This window comes from Phenylobacterium sp. (assembly GCF_030680185.1).
Lineage (GTDB): Bacteria > Pseudomonadota > Alphaproteobacteria > Caulobacterales > Caulobacteraceae > Phenylobacterium.
The window spans coordinates 146,884-165,817 of the sequence record NZ_JAUXVZ010000053.1 but is presented as its reverse complement, the minus strand read 5'-3'; the positions used below and the strand labels follow the sequence as shown (position 1 = coordinate 165,817).

The following is an 18,934-nucleotide window of genomic DNA, read 5'->3' as shown; positions in this document are numbered from 1 at the left end:
TGAATGATCAGGTCGAGTTAAGATGAAAACTCTTAAAACTCTTCCCACCCCTCGCTCTCGGCGGCCGGTTCCGGCTTGCGGGCGGCTGAACCTTCGCGAGACGTGGTTTTCATCTGCGGCGTATGACGGTTGGCGAAGTGTTCGCCGCGCGAAGCCTTGGGCGCCGGCCGCGGCGCGGGCTGGGTCCGAACCGGCTCGCCGGTGGCGCCGATGTTGAAGCGGCCCACGCTCTGCGACAGGCTTTCGGCTTCCGTGGCCAGCGAATGGCTGGCTGCGGTGGTTTCCTCGACCATGGCCGCGTTCTGCTGGGTGACCCGGTCCATCTCGTTCACGGCGGTGTTGACCTGGTGCAGGCCGGTGGCCTGTTCCTGGGCCGAGGCCGCGATTTCCGAGACCAGGCTGTCGATCTCGGTCACTTGAGAGACGATGCGCTTGAGCGCCTCGCCGGTCTGGCCGACCAGGCCAACCCCTTGGGCCACCTGCTGAGACGAGGCGCTGATCAGGGCCTTGATCTCCTTGGCGGCGTCCGCCGAGCGCTGGGCCAGGGCCCGGACCTCGGAGGCGACCACGGCGAAGCCGCGGCCGGCGTCGCCGGCCCGGGCGGCCTCGACCCCGGCGTTCAGGGCCAGCAGGTTGGTCTGGAAGGCGATTTCGTCGATGACGCCGATGATCTGGGTGATCTGCTCGGAGGACTTCTCGATCTCGCTCATGGCGTCGACGGCGTCGCCCACGACCAGGCCGGTCTTTTCGGCGTCGCCGCGCGAGGTGGCGACGACGGTGGAGGCCTGCTTGGCGCCTTCGGCGCTCTTGCGGACCGTCGCGGTGATCTCGTCCAGCGCGGCGGCGGTTTCTTCCAGGCTGGCGGCCTGCTGCTCTGTGCGGCGCGACAGATCATCGGCGGCCTGGCTGATTTCACCGGCGCCCGAGCGCATGGCCCGGACATTGACCGCGACCACGGACATGGCTTCCTGCAGCTGGCCGATGGCGGCGTTGAAGTCGTCCCGCAGCTTCAGATAGTCGGTGGGGAAGGGCTCGTTGATCCGGAAGGTCAGGTCGCCGCGGGCCAGGTGATCCAGGCCGGAGGCGAGACCGGCGACGACCTTGGCCTGTTCCTCGGCGGCGGCGGCGCGGTCGGCCTCGTTGCGGGCGCGTTCAGCTTCCGTGGCCCGACGCTGCTCGTCGGTCTGGTTCTCCAGGCGGGCCTTTTCGATGGCCGCGTCCTTGAAGACCTGGACGGCTTCGGCCATCAGGCCGACCTCGTCCTTGCGGCCGCGCGCCGGGACCTCAACCGAGGAGTCGCCCTCGGCCAGACGGCGCATGGCGCCGGTCATGGCGGCGATGGGCGAGCCGATGGCCCGCGACAGCATCCAGCCGAGGAAGACAGCGGCCAGGGCGGAGAAGGCCAGGGCGGCGGAGATGACGATGGTGGTGTGATTGTTGATCTCGGTCAGCCGTGCGCCGGACGCCTCGACAGCTTCGGCTTCGTACTGGGTGATTTCGTCGATCGGCTCTTCGGCGGCGCCCATGAGGCTGTCGGCCAGGCCATCGGCGCCGATCATGTCGGTGGCGTCCTGATAGGTCAGGGGATTGGCGGCCAGGGCGGAGCCGCCCTCAACGACCTGAACATACCAGGCGTCGGCGGCCAGTCGGCCAGCCTCGATCTTGGCGACCATTTCGGTGTTGGTCGCCAGAAGGGCCTCGAGTTTGTCCAGGGTCTTGCCGAAGTTCGCCCGGTGGGCCGCGGCGCGCTCGAGATAGTAGGGGTCGAGGCCGATGAGATAGCCGCGATAGCTGTTTTCCTGACGGGCCAGGAGGAAGCCAGCCTGGGTCGCCAGGGTGATGGCGTCCTGCGACGTGGCGTATTCGCCGCGCGCTGCCGTCAGCCGGCCCATATTATAGAAGGTGGCCGCGCCGGTTCCGGCGATCACCAGCACCATGAGGGCGAAGCCCGCTGCGAGCTTGTGTGAAATCTTCCAGTCGTTGAGCGACACGTCAGCCATCCCAGTCTTCGGTTCGCCGCGCCGTGATGGCGTGGCGAGAGGTTTCGGCCCGTACACTGGCCTTCGATGGGCGTTGGCGGAGAAACGCCGAGGCACGCCCGTTAACTCTGGTGAGAGAACAGGCTTGACCGCTGAATAAAGCGTTACTCAACGCCTAGAAATCTGTCGGATACCAATGTTCAGGCCTTGATTCATAAGGGCCGAAGGCGTCTGCGACATTCTGGCGCGCGGCGCGTCACCACCCCGCTGGACGCGTGTGCTGCGACCAAATGCCCGCTGCAGTTAAGTAAGCCGGAAGGAGTTTCTTAACGACTATCCGTGTCCCTTCGGACCCGGGTTGAAGCCAAGGGCTCAGCTTGCCGTCGCCACCCTAGCGGCTGGCCTTCCTTCTGGAGCGCCTGATGGCTCTCGAACCCACATCCCGCGGCCGCTTCAATCTGGAGAAGGCGTCGATCCTGATGCTCGAGGCCAACGGCATGGGCATGGATATCCTTGTCCAGATCGTCACCGGCCTCGGCGCCAAGTCCCTGCACCGCTGCAATACCGTCGAGGATGCTCAGGACGTCGTGCGGAACAATAATGTCGACCTGATCATCGCCGATGCGCTTTCCCCCGCCGGCGAAGGCTACGAGTTCGTCTCGTGGCTGCGCACGCAGGGGGGAGAGCCCAACAGCTTCGCGCCCGTGGTGGTCACCGCCGCCCACACGCCGGTGTCCATGGTGCAGAAGGCCCGCGACTGTGGGGCGCACTATATCGTCAAGAAGCCGCTGACCCCTGTGGTCATGCTGGAGCGCATCCTGTGGATCGCGCGCGAGAGTCGGCCGTTCATCGAGTGCGACGCCTATGTGGGGCCGGATCGGCGCCACAAGAACGAGGGGCCGCCGGACGGCAAGCCCCGCCGCCGCGATGACCTGCCGGCCGAGGTCGGCATCGCCCAGGAGCCGAACATGAGCCAGGACCAGGTCGATGGTCTTTTCGCCGCCCGGAAGGTGTCCCTGTGAGCTCGGTCCGCATTCACCGCCCGAAATACGCCCTGGCCAGCATGCTGCGAAAGCCCGGCGGCCTCACCGTGGCAGACGCGGTTGAGAAGGCCGAGGCCAATCTCGACGGCCTCCAGGCCGAGGCCTGGCCGCAACTGGATGCGGGCCTGGCGCAGGTGGAGGCGATTTTCCGCCGCTACGGCGAGACCTTTGAAGACGCCCTGTTGGCGGAGCACTACGAGGCCGCCGTCCGGCTGATCGGCCTGCCCAGCCTCTGTGGGCTCGACGCCCTTGAGAACGCCGCCCACAGCCTCTGTGATCTGCTCGACCGCCTGCGCACCACAGGCAAGCTCGACCGGGATGGGGTGGGCGTGCACATCCAGGCCCTGCGCCTGCTGCGCAATCTGCCCGCGGAGTCCGGCGACGTCGCCGAGCCGGTGCTCGATGGCCTGCGGCGGGTGCGCGAGCGCCACGCCATCCTCTCCACGGGCTGAGCGGCCCGCCGCTAAAGCGGCAGGCGGACGGTGTTCTTCACTTCTTCCAGCACGGCGTAGGTGCGGGTCTCCCGGACGCCGGGCATCTGCACCAGCACCTCGCCCAGGAAGCTGCGATAGGCCTCCATGTCGGCGACGCGGGCCTTGATCAGATAGTCGAAGCCGCCGGCCACCATGTGGCACTCCAGGATCTCCGGGGCCGCGCGGGCGGCGGCGGCGAACTCGGCGAACAGGTCGCCGGTGGTGCGGTCCAGCTGAACCTCGACAAAGATCAGCAGACCCCGATCGATCGCCTTGGGATCGAGCAGGGCGGCATAGCCTTGAATGACGCCAGCCTCTCGCAGCCGCCGCACGCGTTCATGGCAGGCGGCGGGCGACAGATGGCAGCGCGCGGCCAGGGCCTGGTTGGTGATGCGCCCATCGGCCTGCAACAGCCGCAGGATGCGCAGGTCGGTCTCGTCAAAATTCGGCAAAGACGCACTCGAATGATCAAAAATTCGGCTGGATATCCAAACTTACGAAGCACATTCGCCTGTGGCAACGTTACATCGAAGGGGAAGCCCTTGCGGAGGTTGCGGTGAACTGGGACAGGCTGGACGTCGACAAGTATCTCGATGAGCCCACGGCCGTCGGCGCCCTGCTGGCGGCGGCGCCTTTCGGCCCCGCCGACCAGGCCGTCATTCGCCGTCAGGCCGAGGCTCTGGTGCGCAACGCCCGGCGCAAGGCCGACCGCCAGGGGGTCGTCGAGAGCTTCCTTCAGGAGTTCAGCCTCGGCACCCGGGAAGGCCTGGCCCTGATGTGTCTGGCCGAGGCCCTGTTGCGCACCCCCGACGACGACAGCCGCGACCGGTTGATCGCCGAGAAGATCGGCTCGGCCGATTGGGCCGCCCATCTCGGCAAGTCCGACAGCCTGTTCGTCAACGCCTCGACCTGGGGCCTGATGCTCACCGGGCGGCTGGTGGAGGTGGACGACGAGGCCCAGCGCGATCTGGGAGGTTTCCTGCGCCGCCTCACGGGCCGGCTCGGCGAGCCGGTGATCCGCGCCGCGGTCGGCCAGGCTGTCCGCATCATGGGCGAGCAGTTCGTGCTCGGACGGAATATCGAGGCAGGCCTGAAGCGGGCCGGCGCCGAAGGCTATCTCTGTTCCTTCGACATGCTGGGGGAGGGCGCGCGCACCGCCGCCGACGCCGCCCGCTACGAGGCCGCCTACGCCCAGGCCATCGAGGCGGTGGGCCAGGCCAGCCGTGGCCAGGGGCCGGAGGCCGGCCATGGCATATCGGTCAAGCTCTCGGCGCTCTCCCCGCGCTATGAGGCGACCCATGCGGCGCGGGTCTGGGATGAACTCTACCCGCGCCTGAAGCGGTTGGCGCTCCTGGCCGCCAGCCACGACCTGAACCTGACGCTGGACGCCGAAGAGGCCGATCGCCTGGTCCTGTCGCTGAAGCTGCTGGACCGGCTGGCGCGGGAGCCGGAGCTTGACGACTGGCGGGGTCTGGGCCTCGCCGTCCAGGCCTATCAGAAGCGCTGCCCGCAAGTGATCGCCGCCCTGGCGGAACTGGCCAAGGACAGTGGCCGACGCCTGATGGTGCGGCTGGTCAAGGGCGCCTATTGGGACACCGAGATCAAGCGCGCCCAGGTCAATGGCCGCGCCGACTATCCGGTCTATTCCACCAAGCCGGCCACGGATCTTTCCTATCTGGTCTGCGCCAAGGCCCTGATCGCCGCGGCCCCGCACCTCTACGCCCAGTTCGCCACCCACAACGCCCATTCGCTGGCCGCGGTGCGGAAGATGGCCGCTGACGCTGGCGTGGCCATAGAGTTTCAGCGCCTGCATGGCATGGGCGAGGCCCTCTATGCGGCGGCCGAAGCCGAGGCGCCGCTGCGCCTGCGCGCCTATGCGCCGGTGGGCGGCCATGAGGACCTGCTGCCCTATCTGGTCCGCCGACTTCTGGAGAACGGCGCCAACACCTCCTTCGTCCACGCCCTGCTCGATGAGCGCGTGCCGGTGGAGAAGGTGGTCGCCGACCCCCTGGCGCAGATTGCGCAGAGCGGGCCGGGACGCCATCCGAAGATTCCGGCTCCGGCCGATATCTATGGCGCGGCCCGGACCAATTCGTACGGACCCGATCTGACGGTCGACCAGACGGCCGAGAGCCTCGCCGCCGCCGCCCGGAGCCTGAAGCCCCTCGCTGCAGGCCCCGTCATCGCCGGTCGGCTGGAAGGCGCCGGCCCCGCCCAACCGCTCTACAGCCCGACAGATCATGGCCGGCTCGCCGGTCACGTGCTGGCGGCGAGCGCCGCAGACATCGACGCCGCCTTCGCCGCGGCTCGCAAGGCCGAGCCGGCCTGGGACGCCTTGGGTGGCGCAGGCCGGGCCAAGGTGCTCCGCGCCATGGGCGAGGCCTTGGAGACCGAGCGCGAGCGGTTGATCGCCCTCTGCGCGGTCGAGGCCGGCAAGACCCTGGCCGATGGGATCGCCGAGGTGCGCGAGGCCGTCGATTTCTGCCGCTACTACGCCCATCTGGCCGAGACGCGCTTCGGCGCGCCGCAGGTGCTGGACGGTCCAGTCGGCGAGACCAACACCCTGGCCCTGCGCGGCCGCGGCGTGTTTGTGGCCATCAGTCCGTGGAACTTCCCGCTGGCCATCTTCACCGGCCAGATCTGCGCGGCGCTTGCCGCCGGCAACGCCGTGCTGGCCAAGCCGGCCGAACAGAGCCCGCTGATCGCCGCCGAGGCGGTGCGGCTCTTCTATCGCGCCGGCCTGCCGCCCGAACTCCTCGCCTTGTTGCCGGGGCCGGGCGCAGAGGTCGGGGCGGCGCTTGTGGCCCATCCGGGTTGCGACGGCGTCGCCTTCACCGGCGGGACCGAGACCGCCTGGGCGATCAACCGCGCCTTGGCCGAGCGGCGTGGTGCTATCGTGCCCTTCATCGCCGAGACCGGCGGCCTGAACGGCATGTTCGTGGACACCACGGCCCTGCGAGAGCAGGTGATCGACGACGTCATGCTCTCGGCCTTCGGCTCTGCGGGCCAACGCTGCTCGGCCCTTCGCATCCTCTTCCTGCCGGCTGAGACCGCCGATGGCCTGATCGAGGGCCTGATCGGGGCGATGGACGCCCTCGTGCTTGGCGACCCCGCCGATCCGGCCACCGATGTCGGCCCGGTCATCGACGCCGAGGCCCGCGAGGCCCTGGAGGCTCATGCCGAGCGCCTGGGCCGGGAGGCGAAGATCCTGCATCGGCTAGATGCGCCGGCCGGCGGGACCTTCTTCGGGCCGGTCCTGGCCGAGATTCCGAGGCCGAGCTTCCTGGAGCGCGAGGTGTTCGGCCCGATCCTCCACGTGGTGCGCTACGAGGCCGGCGAGCTCGAGGCGATGGCCCGGGAGCTGGCGGGTTTGAACTACGGGCTCACGCTGGGGGTGCATTCACGGATCGAAGCCTTTGCGCGGCGGATCTGCGAGCTGGTCCCGGCGGGCAACGCCTATGTGAACCGGGGCATGACTGGGGCGGTGGTGGGCGTCCAGCCCTTCGGCGGAGAGGGCCTGTCGGGCACAGGCCCTAAGGCCGGCGGTCCCAATGCGCTTTCGCGCTATGCCGTGGAGCGCGCTCTGAGTGTCAATATCGCCGCCCAGGGGGGCGACCCCGCCCTGCTCAATCTCTGAGCGCGTGCAAAGAATTCGGGCGTAGCCGCGCTCTGAACGCCGCCATTCCGCGCGGTCTTCAACCCCCTTCGCCGTGGCGCGCGCTCGTGGCTTGCCAAGCCGCCGGCGCGCCGACGCTCTAGCTCCGACGAGCGTTGGTTGGGGGTCGGGTCATGAGTGTCAGTCGGCGGCTGTTTCTGCATCGCCTGGGGGCCGTGGGCGGGTTGGGCGCGGCCTATGGCGCCATGACCGCCCTGGGCCTGAACGCGGCGGCTGCGGCGGCCGCGCCAACCCTGTCGCCCGATCTCGGACAGGGGCGTCGGGTGGTGATCCTGGGAGCGGGCATTGCCGGCCTGGTCAGCGCCTACGAGCTGGAGCGGGCCGGGTTTTCCGTCACGATCCTGGAGGCGCGCGAGCGCATCGGCGGCCGCAACTGGACCCTGCGTGGCGGCGACAAGGTGGAGATGGTGGGCGAGGCGGACCAGACCGTCTCCTTCGAGAAGGACGTCTATATGAATGCGGGGCCGGCCCGCATTCCCAGCCACCATGAGGGCCTGCTCACCTATTGCCGCAAGCTTGGCGTGCCCCTCGAAGTGGAGATCAATGTCAGCCGCAGCGCCCTGCTGTGGGGTGACAGCGCCCACGGGGGCAAGCCGATCCAGCTGCGCCAGGGGATCAACGACACCCGCGGCCATGTCTCCGAACTGCTGGCCAAGGCGATCAACAAGGGCGCCCTGGACGGCGAGCTGACCCTCGCCGACAAGGAGAAGCTGCTGCCCTTCCTGCGGGCCTATGGCGACCTGTCGGAGGATATGAGCTTCCAGGGCACCGAACGGTCGGGCTTCGCCCAGGCGCCCGGCGCCGCCGACCAGTTCAGCCAGCGCCGTCCGCCGGTGCCCTTGCGCGACCTCCTGGCCAATCCTCAGCTGCGGGCGACCCTGTTCGAGGACAACATCAACATGCAGGCCACCATGTTCCAGCCGGTGGGCGGCATGGACCAGATCGTGGCGGGTTTCGAGCGGGCCATCACCAGCCCCATCCTGCGCAAGGCCCTGGTGACCCACATCGGCCGCACCGGCCAGGGCGTGCAGGTGGTCTATCGGCAGGCGGGCGGCGCCGAGCAGACCCTGGCCGCCGACTTCGCGATCATCACCATCCCCTTGTCCATCCTGGCCGCCATCCCGTCGGACTTCTCGCCTGCGGTGAGGACGGCCGTGGCCAGCGTGCCCAACGCCTATTCCAACAAGATCGGCTTCGAGGCCCCGCGGTTCTGGGAAGCGTCCCAGATTTTCGGCGGCATTTCCTGGGTGGGCGGCGACACCTCGCTGATCTGGTACCCGAGCAACGGCCTGCACACCGAGCGGGGCATGCTGCTGGCCTGCTACGGGTCTGGCCCGGGCGCCAAGGCCTTCGCCGACCTGCCGATGGAGACCCAGATCGCCACCGCCCGCGCCGCGGTCGGCCGGGTGCATCCGGGCCATGAGGGGGATCTGGCCAAGCCCGTGGTGGTCAACTGGAGCAAGATCCCGCACAACCTGGGGCCCTGGCCCGACTGGGAGGGGCATGGGGGACAGGAAGGCCATATGGACATGCCGGCCTACCGCCTGCTCAACCAGCCCGACGGCCCCTTCCACTTCACCGGCGCCCATCTCAGCCAGATGCCGGGCTGGCAGGAAGGTGCGGTCCTCTCGGCGCACCGCACCATCAAGGCCCTCGCCGCCCAGACGAAGAGCGCAGCTCTCGCGTCCTAGGGCGCTTTCAGGCTTCAATGAAAACCAAGATCAAGGAGACGCCCATGCGCCCGACCACACTTTTCCTGGCTGCCGCCCTTACCGCCCTGGCCGCCAGCCCGGCCGCCGCCGAGATCAAGCGCATCGGCGCTGAGACCTCGCCCATCGCCAGCGCCGTCGTGGTGCCGGCCGGCTACGACATGATCTATGTCAGCGGCATCACCCCGCCGGTGACCAACGAGGGCGCGCCCGAGGGGACGCCGCGAGAGTTCGGCGACACCAAGACCCAGACCATCGGCGTCCTCAACCGCATCAAGGACATCCTGGAGGGCCAGGGCGCCAGCATGGGCGACGTAGTGATGATGCGCGTCCTGCTCGTGGGCGACCCGGCCAAGGACGGCGTCATGGACTTTGCGGGCATGATGGAGGGCTACCGCCAGTTCTTCGCCAACGCCGAACAGCCCAACCGACCCGCGCGCATCACCTCGCAGGTCTCGGCCCTCGTGGCGCCCGGCATGATGGTGGAAATCGAGGTGCAGGCGGCGGTGAAGCCCGACTAGCTGCGCTGGGCCTTCCCCGAACCCCGGCCCGTCTCTAGGATCAGTCAAGGTCAACGGCGCCACAGGACGGTGCGGACGCGGCGCCGCACCCCGGGAAAGGTCCTCCTTGAATTTCGAACAGCTCGCCACCCTGGCTGTCCTGGCCGCGGTCGTCGTCGCCCTGCTGAGCGACCGGGTGCGCGCCGACGTAGCGGCCATGGCGGCGGCCGCGACCCTGCTGGGCCTTGGGGTGGTGTCGCTGGAGGATCTGGGGCGCGGCCTGGCGAGCCCGGCCCTGGTGGCGCTGGCGTCGCTGTTCGTCATCGCCAGGGCCCTGGATGTGACCGGGGTCATGGGGGTGATCATCCGCTCGGCGGCCAATATGACCGACCGCATGGGCGCGGCTTCGGCCCCGATCATCATCACCTTGTGCGGCACGCTGTCGGCCTTCCTGAACAATACGCCCCTGGTGATCCTGGGCGCGCCGGTCATCAAGGATTCGGCCAAGCGCCTGGGCATTTCGCCCAAGCGGCTGCTGATCCCCCTGTCCTACGCTTCGATCATGGGCGGCGCCTGCACCCTGATCGGCACCTCGACCAACCTGCTGGTGGACGACATGGCGCGGCGTCAGCACCTGGCGCCCTTCACCCTGTTCGAGATCACCGGCGTCGGCCTCTGCGTCGCGGCGGTGGGCGCCCTCTATCTCGCCTTTGTCGCGCCGCGCCTGCTGCCCGGCAATGACAGCGACGCCGCAGAGACAACCCCGGCCCTGGAGGAGATCGCCCCGCCCCTGAAGCTGGCGCCAGCCCTGATCAGCGTGACGGTCTTCGCTTTCGTGCTCGGCGCGGCGGCGGGGGGCTTGTCCATCGCCGTCGTCGCCTTCGTCGGGGCCATGGCGTTGATGGCCTTGCAGGTGATGAAGCCGGACGAGGCCTATTCGGGGCTCAGGCCCCAGGTGCTGCTGATGATCGGCGGCATGCTGGTGGTGGGCGAAGCCCTGGGCAAGACGGGCCTGGCCTTCCAGGCCACCAACATGATGGCCCTCTGGACCCAGCCGCTGGGGCCTATCGCCGCCCTGGCCATCATCTATATCGCCACCTCCGTCCTGACCGAGATCATGTCCAACGCCGCCGTCGCGGTGCTGATCACCCCCCTGGCCATCGGGCTGGCGGAGAACCTCGGCGTCTCCCCGCGGCCCTTCGTGGTGGCGGTGATGATGGCGGCCAGCTCGTCCTTCGCCACGCCTGTGGGCTATCAGACCAACGCCATCGTCCAGCAGATCGGCGGCTACACCTATATGGACTTCGTCCGGGTCGGCCTGCCGCTGAACGTCATCACGGGTGCGGTGGCCGTCTGGGTGATCCCCAAGATGTTCCCCTTCTAAGTCGCGCGCTCGCCGGTCATCAGGGCCGAGACGAAGGCGTCGCGCCAGGCCGATACGTCGGTGGCCTTGAGGTCGGCCATCAGGGTCTCCCACCGGCGCCGGCGCTCGTCCAGCGGCATGGCCAAGCCCCGCAGGATGGCGTCGGAGACGTCCTCGCGGCTGAACGGATTGACGATCAGGGCCTCGCCCATCTGTTCGGCGGCGCCGGCGAACCGCGACAGGATCAGCACGCCGGGATCCTCCGGGTCCTGGGCGGCGACATATTCCTTGGCCACCAGGTTCATGCCGTCCCGCAGCGGCGTCACCAGGCCGAGCTTGGCCGCGCGATAGATCCCGGCCAGCTGATCGCGGCGATAGCCCCGGTTCACATAGCGGATCGGCACCCAGTCGACAGTGGAGAAGGCCCCGTTGATCCGGCCCGACACCCCGTCGAGGCGCCCGCGAATCTCCTGATAGGCCTCCACATCCTCGCGGCTGGGGGTGGCGATCTGCAGGAGAAAGACCTTCTCGTGCAGGCCCGGATTGTCGTGCAGGAACTGTTCGTAGGCGAGGAAGCGCTCCTCCAGCCCCTTGGAATAGTCCAGCCGGTCGACGCCGATGATCATCTGGCGATCCAGCATGCTGGTCTGCATGCGGGCATATTCGGCCTTGGCGGTGTCCTGCTCCAAGGCGGCGGTGAATTCCGCGACGTCCATGCCGATGGGAAAGGCCCCGAAGTCTGCGGTGCGGCCAAAGGCGCTGAGCCGGTGGTCTGGCCCGACCGAACCCCCCGCCTCGTGCAGCACATAGTCCTCGAAGGCCTCCAGGGAATCGTTGGTCTGGAAGCCCACCAGGTCATAGGCGAACAGAGCCTCCACCAGCTGCGGATGCCGGGGCAGGGTGGTGATCAGGTGGCGAGCGGGCCAGGGGATATGGAGGAAGAAGCCGATCCTGTTCTTCACCCCTAGCCGGCGAAGCTCCTGGGCCAGCGGGATCAGGTGATAGTCGTGCACCCAGACGAAATCGTCGTCCTCGATCAGGGGCAGAACGGTCTCGGCGAAACGGGCGTTGACCCGGGCATATCCCTCGCCAAAGGAGCGTTCATAGGCGGTCAGGTCCACCCGATGATGGAACAGGGGCCACAGGGTCTTGTTGGCGTAGCCGTTGTAGTACTCCTGAACGTCCTGCTCCTCGAGATCCATGGTGGCGACGGTGACGCCGCCGGCGCGCTGGACACCGACCTGGCCGCTATAGGTCTCGGTGGTCTGGCCGCTCCATCCGAACCAGATGCCGGAATGCTCCCGCAGGGCGGCGGCCAGGGCCATGGCCAGCCCCCCTTGGGTGCCCCCGCCCACATCGCTGGGGGGGCTGACACGATTTGAAATGACGACGAGACGGGACATCAGGCATTGGCCTCTGTGGAGTTGTCGTCCGGCTGCGGCGTCGATGGCGCAAGTTGCGGCATGACAAGGTGCATGTGCGGATAGGGGATTTCCACACCGGCGGCGTCCCAGGCGGCCTTGATCCTGCGGTTGAAGGCGCGGCCGACCCCCCACTGGGCGCCCGGCGGCGTCTTGATCCGGGCGCGCAGAACCACGCCGCTGTCGGCCAGCTCGCTGACGTCCATCACCTCCAGAGGCTCAAGAATGCGCGGCGACAGGTCGGGATCGGCCCGCATCTCCTCGACCACCTGCGCCATCACCTCGAAGGCCTTGTCGATGTCGGACTCGTAGGACACGCCCAACTCGATGACGTGATAGGAAAACACCTTGGTCATGTTGTGGATGATCTGCGCCTCGCCATAGGGCAGCACGTGCAGCGTGCCGTCCAGGGCGCGCAGGCGGATCGTGCGGATGGTCATCTGCTCAACGACGCCGCTCGAGCCGGAGATCTCGACCACGTCGCCGACCGCGACGATGTCCTCCGAGATCAGGAAGATGCCGGTCAGGAAGTCCTTCACCAGGGTCTGGGCGCCAAAGCCGATGGCCAGGCCGATGACGCCGGCGCCGGCCAGCAAGGGGCCGATCTCCAGGCCCACCTCGGCCAGGATCATCATCAGGCCCATGATGATGATGACGCCCCGGGCCACCCCATGCAGCAGCGGCCCGATGGTGTTCAACTGGGCCGTGCGTCGTACGCCGGCCTCCTTGCGCGCGGCCATGCGGGCCAGCAGGCGGTTGACCAGAAGGGTGGCGAGTTCGGCGGCCGCAAAGGTGGCCACGGCCAGGATGGCGATGCGGATGACGCTCTCGACCACGCGCTGGCCCAGTCCGGCCGTCAGCCAGCCGAGGATGTCAAAGCCCCAGATGGCGGCCAGGGCGAAAAAGGCGGCCAGGACCAGACCGGTCTCGAACGCCGCCCAGGTCACCTGGGTCACGCGCCGGGTGCGGATGGTCTTTTCGGCGTCGGCGGGACCGGGCATGGCGCGCACGCCACGCTTCAGCAGGCGCCGCACCAGGACGCCGGCCCCGACGGCGGCTAGGATCACCAGGGCGGAGAGGGCTATGTTCAAGGCAAGCGCGCCGGGGCCAAGGCGCAGCAGAGCGTTCCAGCTCTCGCGAAAACCGAGAATGACCTGTTCGCTTGCCGTGCTCACCTCCACGCGGGGGCTCCTTGTCTGTTCTGTCTTGTCGAGTCGTGGCGGCCAATGGGCGCGCTGCGCCTTTGGATCGACCTGCGGCCGCCGATCTATTAAGGCCCCTGAGCATTATCGGTTCAGTCTGCAGGGGGCTCTCGGTTAGAGCTAACATGGGCGCGCCCAGGGATGGGGCCGCCTCACAGACCTGTGATGGTCAGGCGGGAAAGGCGAGAGCGTTGACGACGAACTGCACAGACGCGCGGACCGTTTGACCGCGTCGGACGCCAAACCTTCAGATCGCAAGCGCGCGCTTTGGCGGCTGCGCGCCCGCCTGCGTTCGCTCTATCACGGCGAATCCCCTGGCGCGGTTCGGTTCCGGCTGGCGGTGATCGGCGTGGACCTGGCGCTGATCGCCTTCTTTATCGCCGCCCCGTTCCTGCGGGAGTCGCGGGCCTTCTTGCCCTTGGATCTGACCGTGGCCGCGATCCTGGCGGTGGATATGACCGCGCGGGCCCTGGCCTGGCGCAGTCTGAAGTCCTGGATCCGGCGGCCGATCGTGATGATCGATCTCTTTGTCCTGCTGACGCTGCTGTTCCCCACCGTCCTGATCAACCTGGCCTTCCTGCGCGTGCTGCGCATCTGGACCCTGTTTCACAGCGACTTCTTCTGGGAGACCGTGGGCCACCGGTTTGACGACACCCGCTGGGAGGATGTGATCCGGGCGGCCGCAACCCTGGTGACCTTCGTCTTCGTGGCCACGGGCTTCGTCTACACCATCTATGTGGGCGATGAGGGTGGGGTCAGCGGCTATATCGACGCCCTATATTTCACCGTCACATCGCTCACGACCACGGGCTATGGCGACATCATCCTGCCGGGAATCACCGGCCGGCTGGTCTCCATCGTCATCATGATCTCCGGGATCACCCTGTTCGTCAGGTTCGCCCAGGCGCTGTTCCGCCCCTACAAGGTGCGCCATACCTGCCAGGTCTGCGGCCTGATGCGACACGACCCCGATGCGGTCCACTGCAAGGCCTGCGGCGCCCTGATCAACATCCCCAACGAGGACTGAGATTGTCGCGTATGCGACGACAAATCTCGACTTCCCCTGTGGATCGCCCAGATTTCGACATGCTCGAATCGCGCCGCCAAAGCGCTCGAGGGCGGAAAAATATCCTTAAGATCAACATCTTGACCCCGACCGTGGCCCAGATGTCGCAGGCCTGAGCCTGCACAGAACTGTCACACATCCGTTCGCGACCTGTCACGCAGCCTACCTAGAACGGCGATCGGGCAAGCGGGCGTTCAGGTCTCAAGGTGGGATCTGGGGAAAGCCGGCGCCTGCGCAATTCATCGCCACGGCGGAGATAAAGATGACCGGCACCACCAACCTCAGAAACCTGCTGATCATGTCGATCAGCGCCATGGCCCTGGCCGCCTGCGGCGGCGGCGCCGACAATGTCGCCTCGCCGGGCGAAGGCGCCTTCCCCCCGACGACGCCGACCAATCCGACGAACCCGACCAACCCGACCAATCCTGGCAGCGGTCAGGCCGCGGTCGATTGCCCGACGGGGTTCACCGATGCCGGCACCATCCTGAACAACACCCTGCGCAACTGCCGGCTGCCCAACAAGATCACCGGCAGCTTCGTTGTTCCGGCTCGGGCCGGCACCATCTACTCCATCAGCGGCCGCACCGATGTGGGCGATGACCGCGGCGCCGATCCGGCGAACCCGGTGGCCGGCGCCCAGCAGGGCATCCTGACCATCGAGCCGGGCGTTCGCATCTTCGGTTCGGCTGGCCTCGACTACATCAACATCCAGCGCGGCTCGCAGATCTTCGCCGAGGGCACCTCGAGCAATCCGATCATCTTCACCAGCCTCCAGAACATCCAAGGCACGACCGGCGCCGACTCGATCGGCCAGTGGGGCGGCCTCGTCATCTCCGGCCGCGCCCCGATCGCCTCTTGCCCGGCCGGCACGACGCCGCCGAACATCAACTGCGTGGCCACCTTCGAAGGCGGCGTCGCCCTCTACGGCGGCAACAGCCCGAACGACAACTCCGGCCGTCTTCGCTACGTCCAGGTCCGCTACGCCGGCTTCGAAATCCAGCCGAACCGCGAGCTGAACGGCATCACCTTCAACGGCGTGGGCGCTGGCACGACCCTGGAATACATCCAGGTTCACAACGGCTCCGACGACGGCATGGAGTTCTTCGGCGGCACCGCCAACGCGAAGTACGTCGTCATCACCGGCGCCGACGACGACAGCATCGACACCGATGAAGGCTGGCGCGGCGGCATTCAGTACCTGATCGTTCGCCAGCGTCCGAACGGCGGCGACCGGGTCTTCGAAATGAGCTCGGTCGGCGTCCAGGCCTCGCTGAACTCGATCCCCAAGATCGCCAACTACACGGTGATCGGCACGGGTCGGTCGGGGGCCGGCGACATTCAGATCCTGAACACCGGCACTGGCGGCCGCTTCATCAACGGTATCCACGTGTCGGCCAACCCGGCCACGGCCTGCCTGGACGTGGACACCCCCTCCACCGTGGCGGCTGCGCCCCGTTGGGACTCGGTGCTCTTCTCCTGCGCCATTGCGTTCCGCGCTGACAGCGATGTCGACGGTCCGGCCACTCAGGCGCTGTTCGCCGCCGGCACCAACAACAACGCCAACCACACCTCGACCCTGAACGGCTTCGTCAACGGCGCCAATGAAACCGCCGCGACGGCCACCGACCCGAAGACGATCTACGCCTTCTTCGACACCACCAACTATGTCGGCGCCGTTCGCAATGCGAGCGACACCTGGTGGCAGGGCTGGACCTGCGGTCTGGCCAGCGGAAGCAACTGCTGATCGAGCCGGAACGGGGCGGCCTTCGGGTCGCCCCCTTTCTCTTCGCGTCCGTCGACAATCAAGGCGACCTTCCATGAATATGCTCCGCCCCCTCTCGGGCCTCCTTCTCTGCACCACGGCGCTGATGGCGCCGGCGGTGGTATCCGCCCAGGCCGCCTCTGACGGGGCCGAGGTTCAGGAACTGGTTGTCCGTGGCCGCTACATCCCCGAGGTGATGCGCGAAACCGCTGAGGTCGCGTCCATCGTTACGGCCGACGACCTGGTCCGCCAAGGCGACGGCACAGCCGCTGAGGCCCTGACCCGCCTGACCGGCCTCAGCGTTGTGGGCGGTCGTTTTGTCTATGTTCGTGGTCTTGGGGAGCGCTACTCCTCGGCCCTGCTCAATGGCTCGCCCCTGCCCAGCCCCGAGCCGCTGCAGCGGGTTGTCCCGCTGGACCTGTTCCCCAGCGGCATCCTGGCCAGCGTGAACGTCCAGAAGACCTATTCGGCCAATTATCCGGGCGAATTCGGCGGCGGCGTGATCGACCTGCGCACCGTCGGCGTGCCCGACGAGCCCTTCCTGGCCCTCAGCTTCAGCCTGGGCGTCAATGACGAGACCTCGCTCAAGCAAGGTCTGACCTATTTCGGCGGCGAATCCGATCTCACCGGCTTCGACGACGGGACGCGCGACATTCCCGGGGCCATCGCCGCCGGGATCGCCACGGGCAAGCGGATCGACCAGAGCAATTTCGACGCCGCCACCCTGGCCACCATGGGCCGCAGCTTCCAGAACGCCAATGTGCGCCTTCTGCAGTCGACGAACGATGTGCCGATCAATGGCAGCGTCGGCCTGTCGGCGGGCAGCCGCTGGAACTATGACTGGGGTTCGCTGGGCGTCATCGCCGTCGGCGGCTACGACCGGGGCTGGGAGACCAAGCGTTCCGTGCAGCAGGCCGGCGTCGTCAGCCTGGGCGGCCTGGCCATCACCGAGGATCTGATCTCGAACTCCACCGACATGGATGTCGAATGGCACGGCCTGGGCAGCATCGCGCTGGACCTGGACGATCACAAGTTCCAGTGGACCAACTTCTACGTCCGGAACGTCACCAAGGAAGCCCGCTCGGTTGAAGGCGAGAGCACGCTCTCCAGCAACTTCATCCGTGACGACTATACCGCCTGGTACGAACGCGAGCTGTTCAACACCCAGCTGACCGGCCAGCACACCTTCGGGGATCTGGAGATCGACTGGCGCGGGTCCTACGCCCAGACCCGTCGCGATGCGCCCTATGAGACGCAGATCCGCTATCGCCGGATCGGGGACACCTTCTATCATAACCCCCAATCGGACGCGAATTTCATCCGGTTCAGCGAGCTGGAAGACACCGCCTACGGCGCTGGCGTCGATGTCCGCTACCGTCTCGACAATCCGCTGATCGTCGATCTGACGGTCGCCGGCGGCTATGCCTATTATGAGAACGAGCGCGACTCCGTCACCCGGGCCTTCCGCTTCACCATGGACCAGACCCCCTCGCTGGCCTTCCAGCAGCAGCGGGTCGATTTCCTCTATTCGGACTACAATATCGGTCCGAACGCCCTGTTCCTGCGCGAAGTGACCGGGTCCGAAGGCGCGGCGGCTTACGACGCCAAGCTGACCACCAATGCGGTCTATCTCCAGGCCGAGGGTGAGGTTCTGCCCGCGGTGCGGGCCAGCCTGGGCGTGCGCTATGAGGAAGGCGAGCAGTTCGTCCGCTCGCGGGACCTCTTCTCCACCAACCAGCCGCTGGGGATCGAGCTGAACAACGACTATGTTCTGCCCGCCGCCACGGTGACCTGGAACTTCGCCGAGGATCAGCAGCTCCGGTTTGGCGCCTCCAAGACCATCGCCCGCCCGCAGTTCCGCGAGCAGGCGCCGCAGCTCTATCTCGACCCGGAATCGGACCGCACCTTCATCGGCAATCCGTACCTGACCGACAGCGAGCTCCTGAACCTCGACGTCCGTTACGAGCGCTACTTTGAGCGGGGGCAGTTCGCCACCATCGGCGCCTTCTACAAGGACATCGACAAGCCGATCGAGTCGATCGTCAACGAGACCGGCGGCGGCCTGCAGCAGACCTTCCTGAACGCGCCCAAGGCTGTGCTTTACGGTGTCGAGGCCGAGTTCAAGAAGTTCTTCGAGCCCCAGTTCGGCATGAACTGGGTCGACGACAAGCGCTGGCTGATCGGGGCCAACTACACCTGGACCAAGGCCGAGGTGCAGGTGGACGATGGCGACCTCGTCTTCCCGCTCACCGGGCTTGGCCAGCCGGCGCCGGCCGAGAACTTCGTGATCGACGGCAGCCGTCTCCAGGGCACGTCGGAGCACATCGCCAACATCCAGTTCGGCTTCGAAAGCCTGGACGGCGCCACCCAGGCGACCCTCCTGGCCAACTATGCCAGCGAGCGGACCACCGCCCGCGGCGGGGCCGGCGCGGCGGACTTCCTGCAGGAGCCCGGCGTCACCCTGGACTTCAACTTCCGCCAGAAGTTCCAGATCTGGGGTCCGGAATTCACCCTCGGCCTTGAGGCCCGCAACCTGCTGGGCGAGGAGTTCGACGAATTCCAGACCCAGGGCGGCGACAAGGTGATCCTCAACAACTACGAGCTTGGCCGCAGCTACTCGATCAGCCTCTCGACCCGCTTCTGACGACAGGGCGAAGGCGGCCTTGCGCCGCCTTCGCCTGATCGACCAGGGACCTGCGGCAAAGCGTCATCAAATCCCGACGCTGTCACGGACCTGTCA

Annotated in this window: 13 protein-coding genes; 9 read left to right on the top strand and 4 right to left on the bottom strand. The window is 67.3% G+C overall.

Annotated elements, in window-relative coordinates; all coding sequences use genetic code 11:
• Window positions 1-32: 32 nt before the first annotated feature.
• On the bottom strand, window positions 33-2,000 hold the full coding sequence (locus Q8L83_RS12880) for a methyl-accepting chemotaxis protein (protein WP_305287541.1): 1,968 nt from the start codon (window positions 1,998-2,000) through the stop codon (window positions 33-35).
• Between the two features lie 401 nt (window positions 2,001-2,401).
• Between Q8L83_RS12880 and Q8L83_RS12875 the strand changes: the two genes are divergently transcribed.
• Both Q8L83_RS12875 and Q8L83_RS12870 read left to right on the top strand, forming a co-directional pair.
• Window positions 2,402-3,001 carry a PleD family two-component system response regulator gene (locus Q8L83_RS12875; protein WP_305287539.1) on the top strand — a complete coding sequence of 200 codons (600 nt, stop codon included), beginning with the start codon at window positions 2,402-2,404 and terminating at the stop codon, window positions 2,999-3,001.
• Window positions 2,998-3,474, top strand: a complete 477-nt coding sequence (locus tag Q8L83_RS12870; protein WP_305287537.1) for a hypothetical protein — start codon at window positions 2,998-3,000, stop codon at window positions 3,472-3,474. Before Q8L83_RS12875 ends, Q8L83_RS12870 begins: the two co-directional genes overlap by 4 nt.
• Window positions 3,475-3,485: 11 nt before the next feature.
• On the opposite strand, the gene Q8L83_RS12865 is transcribed toward Q8L83_RS12870, so the two are convergent.
• Entirely contained in the window at window positions 3,486-3,947 is a 462-nt protein-coding gene (locus Q8L83_RS12865) for an Lrp/AsnC ligand binding domain-containing protein (protein ID WP_305287535.1), read from the bottom strand.
• A 104-nt stretch (window positions 3,948-4,051) separates the two neighbouring features.
• Here Q8L83_RS12865 and putA point away from each other — a divergent pair, with 104 nt between their 5' ends.
• From putA to Q8L83_RS12845, 4 genes are all read left to right on the top strand, one after another.
• Entirely contained in the window at window positions 4,052-7,132 is a 3,081-nt protein-coding gene (gene putA / locus Q8L83_RS12860; RefSeq protein ID WP_305287533.1) for a bifunctional proline dehydrogenase/L-glutamate gamma-semialdehyde dehydrogenase PutA, read from the top strand.
• 152 nt (window positions 7,133-7,284) lie between these two features.
• Window positions 7,285-8,862, top strand: coding sequence for an FAD-dependent oxidoreductase (locus Q8L83_RS12855; protein ID WP_305287532.1), 1,578 nt, complete (start codon window positions 7,285-7,287; stop codon window positions 8,860-8,862).
• A gap of 44 nt (window positions 8,863-8,906) precedes the next feature.
• A complete protein-coding gene (locus tag Q8L83_RS12850; RefSeq protein ID WP_305287530.1) occupies window positions 8,907-9,401 on the top strand; it encodes a RidA family protein in 495 nt (164 codons plus the stop codon).
• A 106-nt stretch (window positions 9,402-9,507) separates the two neighbouring features.
• Window positions 9,508-10,764: an SLC13 family permease gene (locus Q8L83_RS12845; RefSeq protein ID WP_305287528.1), complete on the top strand. Its 1,257-nt coding sequence runs from the start codon at window positions 9,508-9,510 to the stop codon at window positions 10,762-10,764.
• Here Q8L83_RS12845 and otsA read toward each other — a convergent pair.
• Both otsA and Q8L83_RS12835 read right to left on the bottom strand, forming a co-directional pair.
• Window positions 10,761-12,146, bottom strand: a complete 1,386-nt coding sequence (gene otsA, locus Q8L83_RS12840) for an alpha,alpha-trehalose-phosphate synthase (UDP-forming) (RefSeq protein WP_305287526.1) — start codon at window positions 12,144-12,146, stop codon at window positions 10,761-10,763. The two genes, Q8L83_RS12845 and otsA, sit on opposite strands and share 4 nt — an antisense overlap.
• Entirely contained in the window at window positions 12,146-13,339 is a 1,194-nt protein-coding gene (locus tag Q8L83_RS12835) for a mechanosensitive ion channel family protein (protein WP_305287523.1), read from the bottom strand. The genes otsA and Q8L83_RS12835 overlap by 1 nt, the downstream gene beginning before the upstream one ends.
• A 250-nt stretch (window positions 13,340-13,589) precedes the next feature.
• Here Q8L83_RS12835 and Q8L83_RS12830 point away from each other — a divergent pair, with 250 nt between their 5' ends.
• From Q8L83_RS12830 to Q8L83_RS12820, 3 genes are all read left to right on the top strand, one after another.
• A complete protein-coding gene (locus tag Q8L83_RS12830) occupies window positions 13,590-14,393 on the top strand; it encodes a potassium channel family protein (protein ID WP_305287521.1) in 804 nt (267 codons plus the stop codon).
• A 301-nt stretch (window positions 14,394-14,694) separates the two neighbouring features.
• Window positions 14,695-16,176: a hypothetical protein gene (locus Q8L83_RS12825; protein WP_305287520.1), complete on the top strand. Its 1,482-nt coding sequence runs from the start codon at window positions 14,695-14,697 to the stop codon at window positions 16,174-16,176.
• A gap of 73 nt (window positions 16,177-16,249) precedes the next feature.
• A complete protein-coding gene (locus Q8L83_RS12820; RefSeq protein ID WP_305287518.1) occupies window positions 16,250-18,838 on the top strand; it encodes a TonB-dependent receptor domain-containing protein in 2,589 nt (862 codons plus the stop codon).
• The last annotated feature ends 96 nt before the right edge of the window (window positions 18,839-18,934 follow it).

What these genes read in the sequence shown, in the direction of transcription:
- Q8L83_RS12880 (WP_305287541.1), bottom strand. Translation starts at nt 2,000, where the DNA reads ATGGCTGACGTGTCGCTCAACGACTGGAAGATTTCACACAAGCTCGCA.
- Q8L83_RS12875 (WP_305287539.1), top strand. Translation starts at nt 2,402, where the DNA reads ATGGCTCTCGAACCCACATCCCGCGGCCGCTTCAATCTGGAGAAGGCG.
- Q8L83_RS12855 (WP_305287532.1), top strand. Translation starts at nt 7,285, where the DNA reads ATGAGTGTCAGTCGGCGGCTGTTTCTGCATCGCCTGGGGGCCGTGGGC.
- Q8L83_RS12850 (WP_305287530.1), top strand. Translation starts at nt 8,907, where the DNA reads ATGCGCCCGACCACACTTTTCCTGGCTGCCGCCCTTACCGCCCTGGCC.
- otsA (WP_305287526.1), bottom strand. Translation starts at nt 12,146, where the DNA reads ATGTCCCGTCTCGTCGTCATTTCAAATCGTGTCAGCCCCCCCAGCGAT.
- Q8L83_RS12825 (WP_305287520.1), top strand. Translation starts at nt 14,695, where the DNA reads ATGACCGGCACCACCAACCTCAGAAACCTGCTGATCATGTCGATCAGC.
- Q8L83_RS12820 (WP_305287518.1), top strand. Translation starts at nt 16,250, where the DNA reads ATGAATATGCTCCGCCCCCTCTCGGGCCTCCTTCTCTGCACCACGGCG.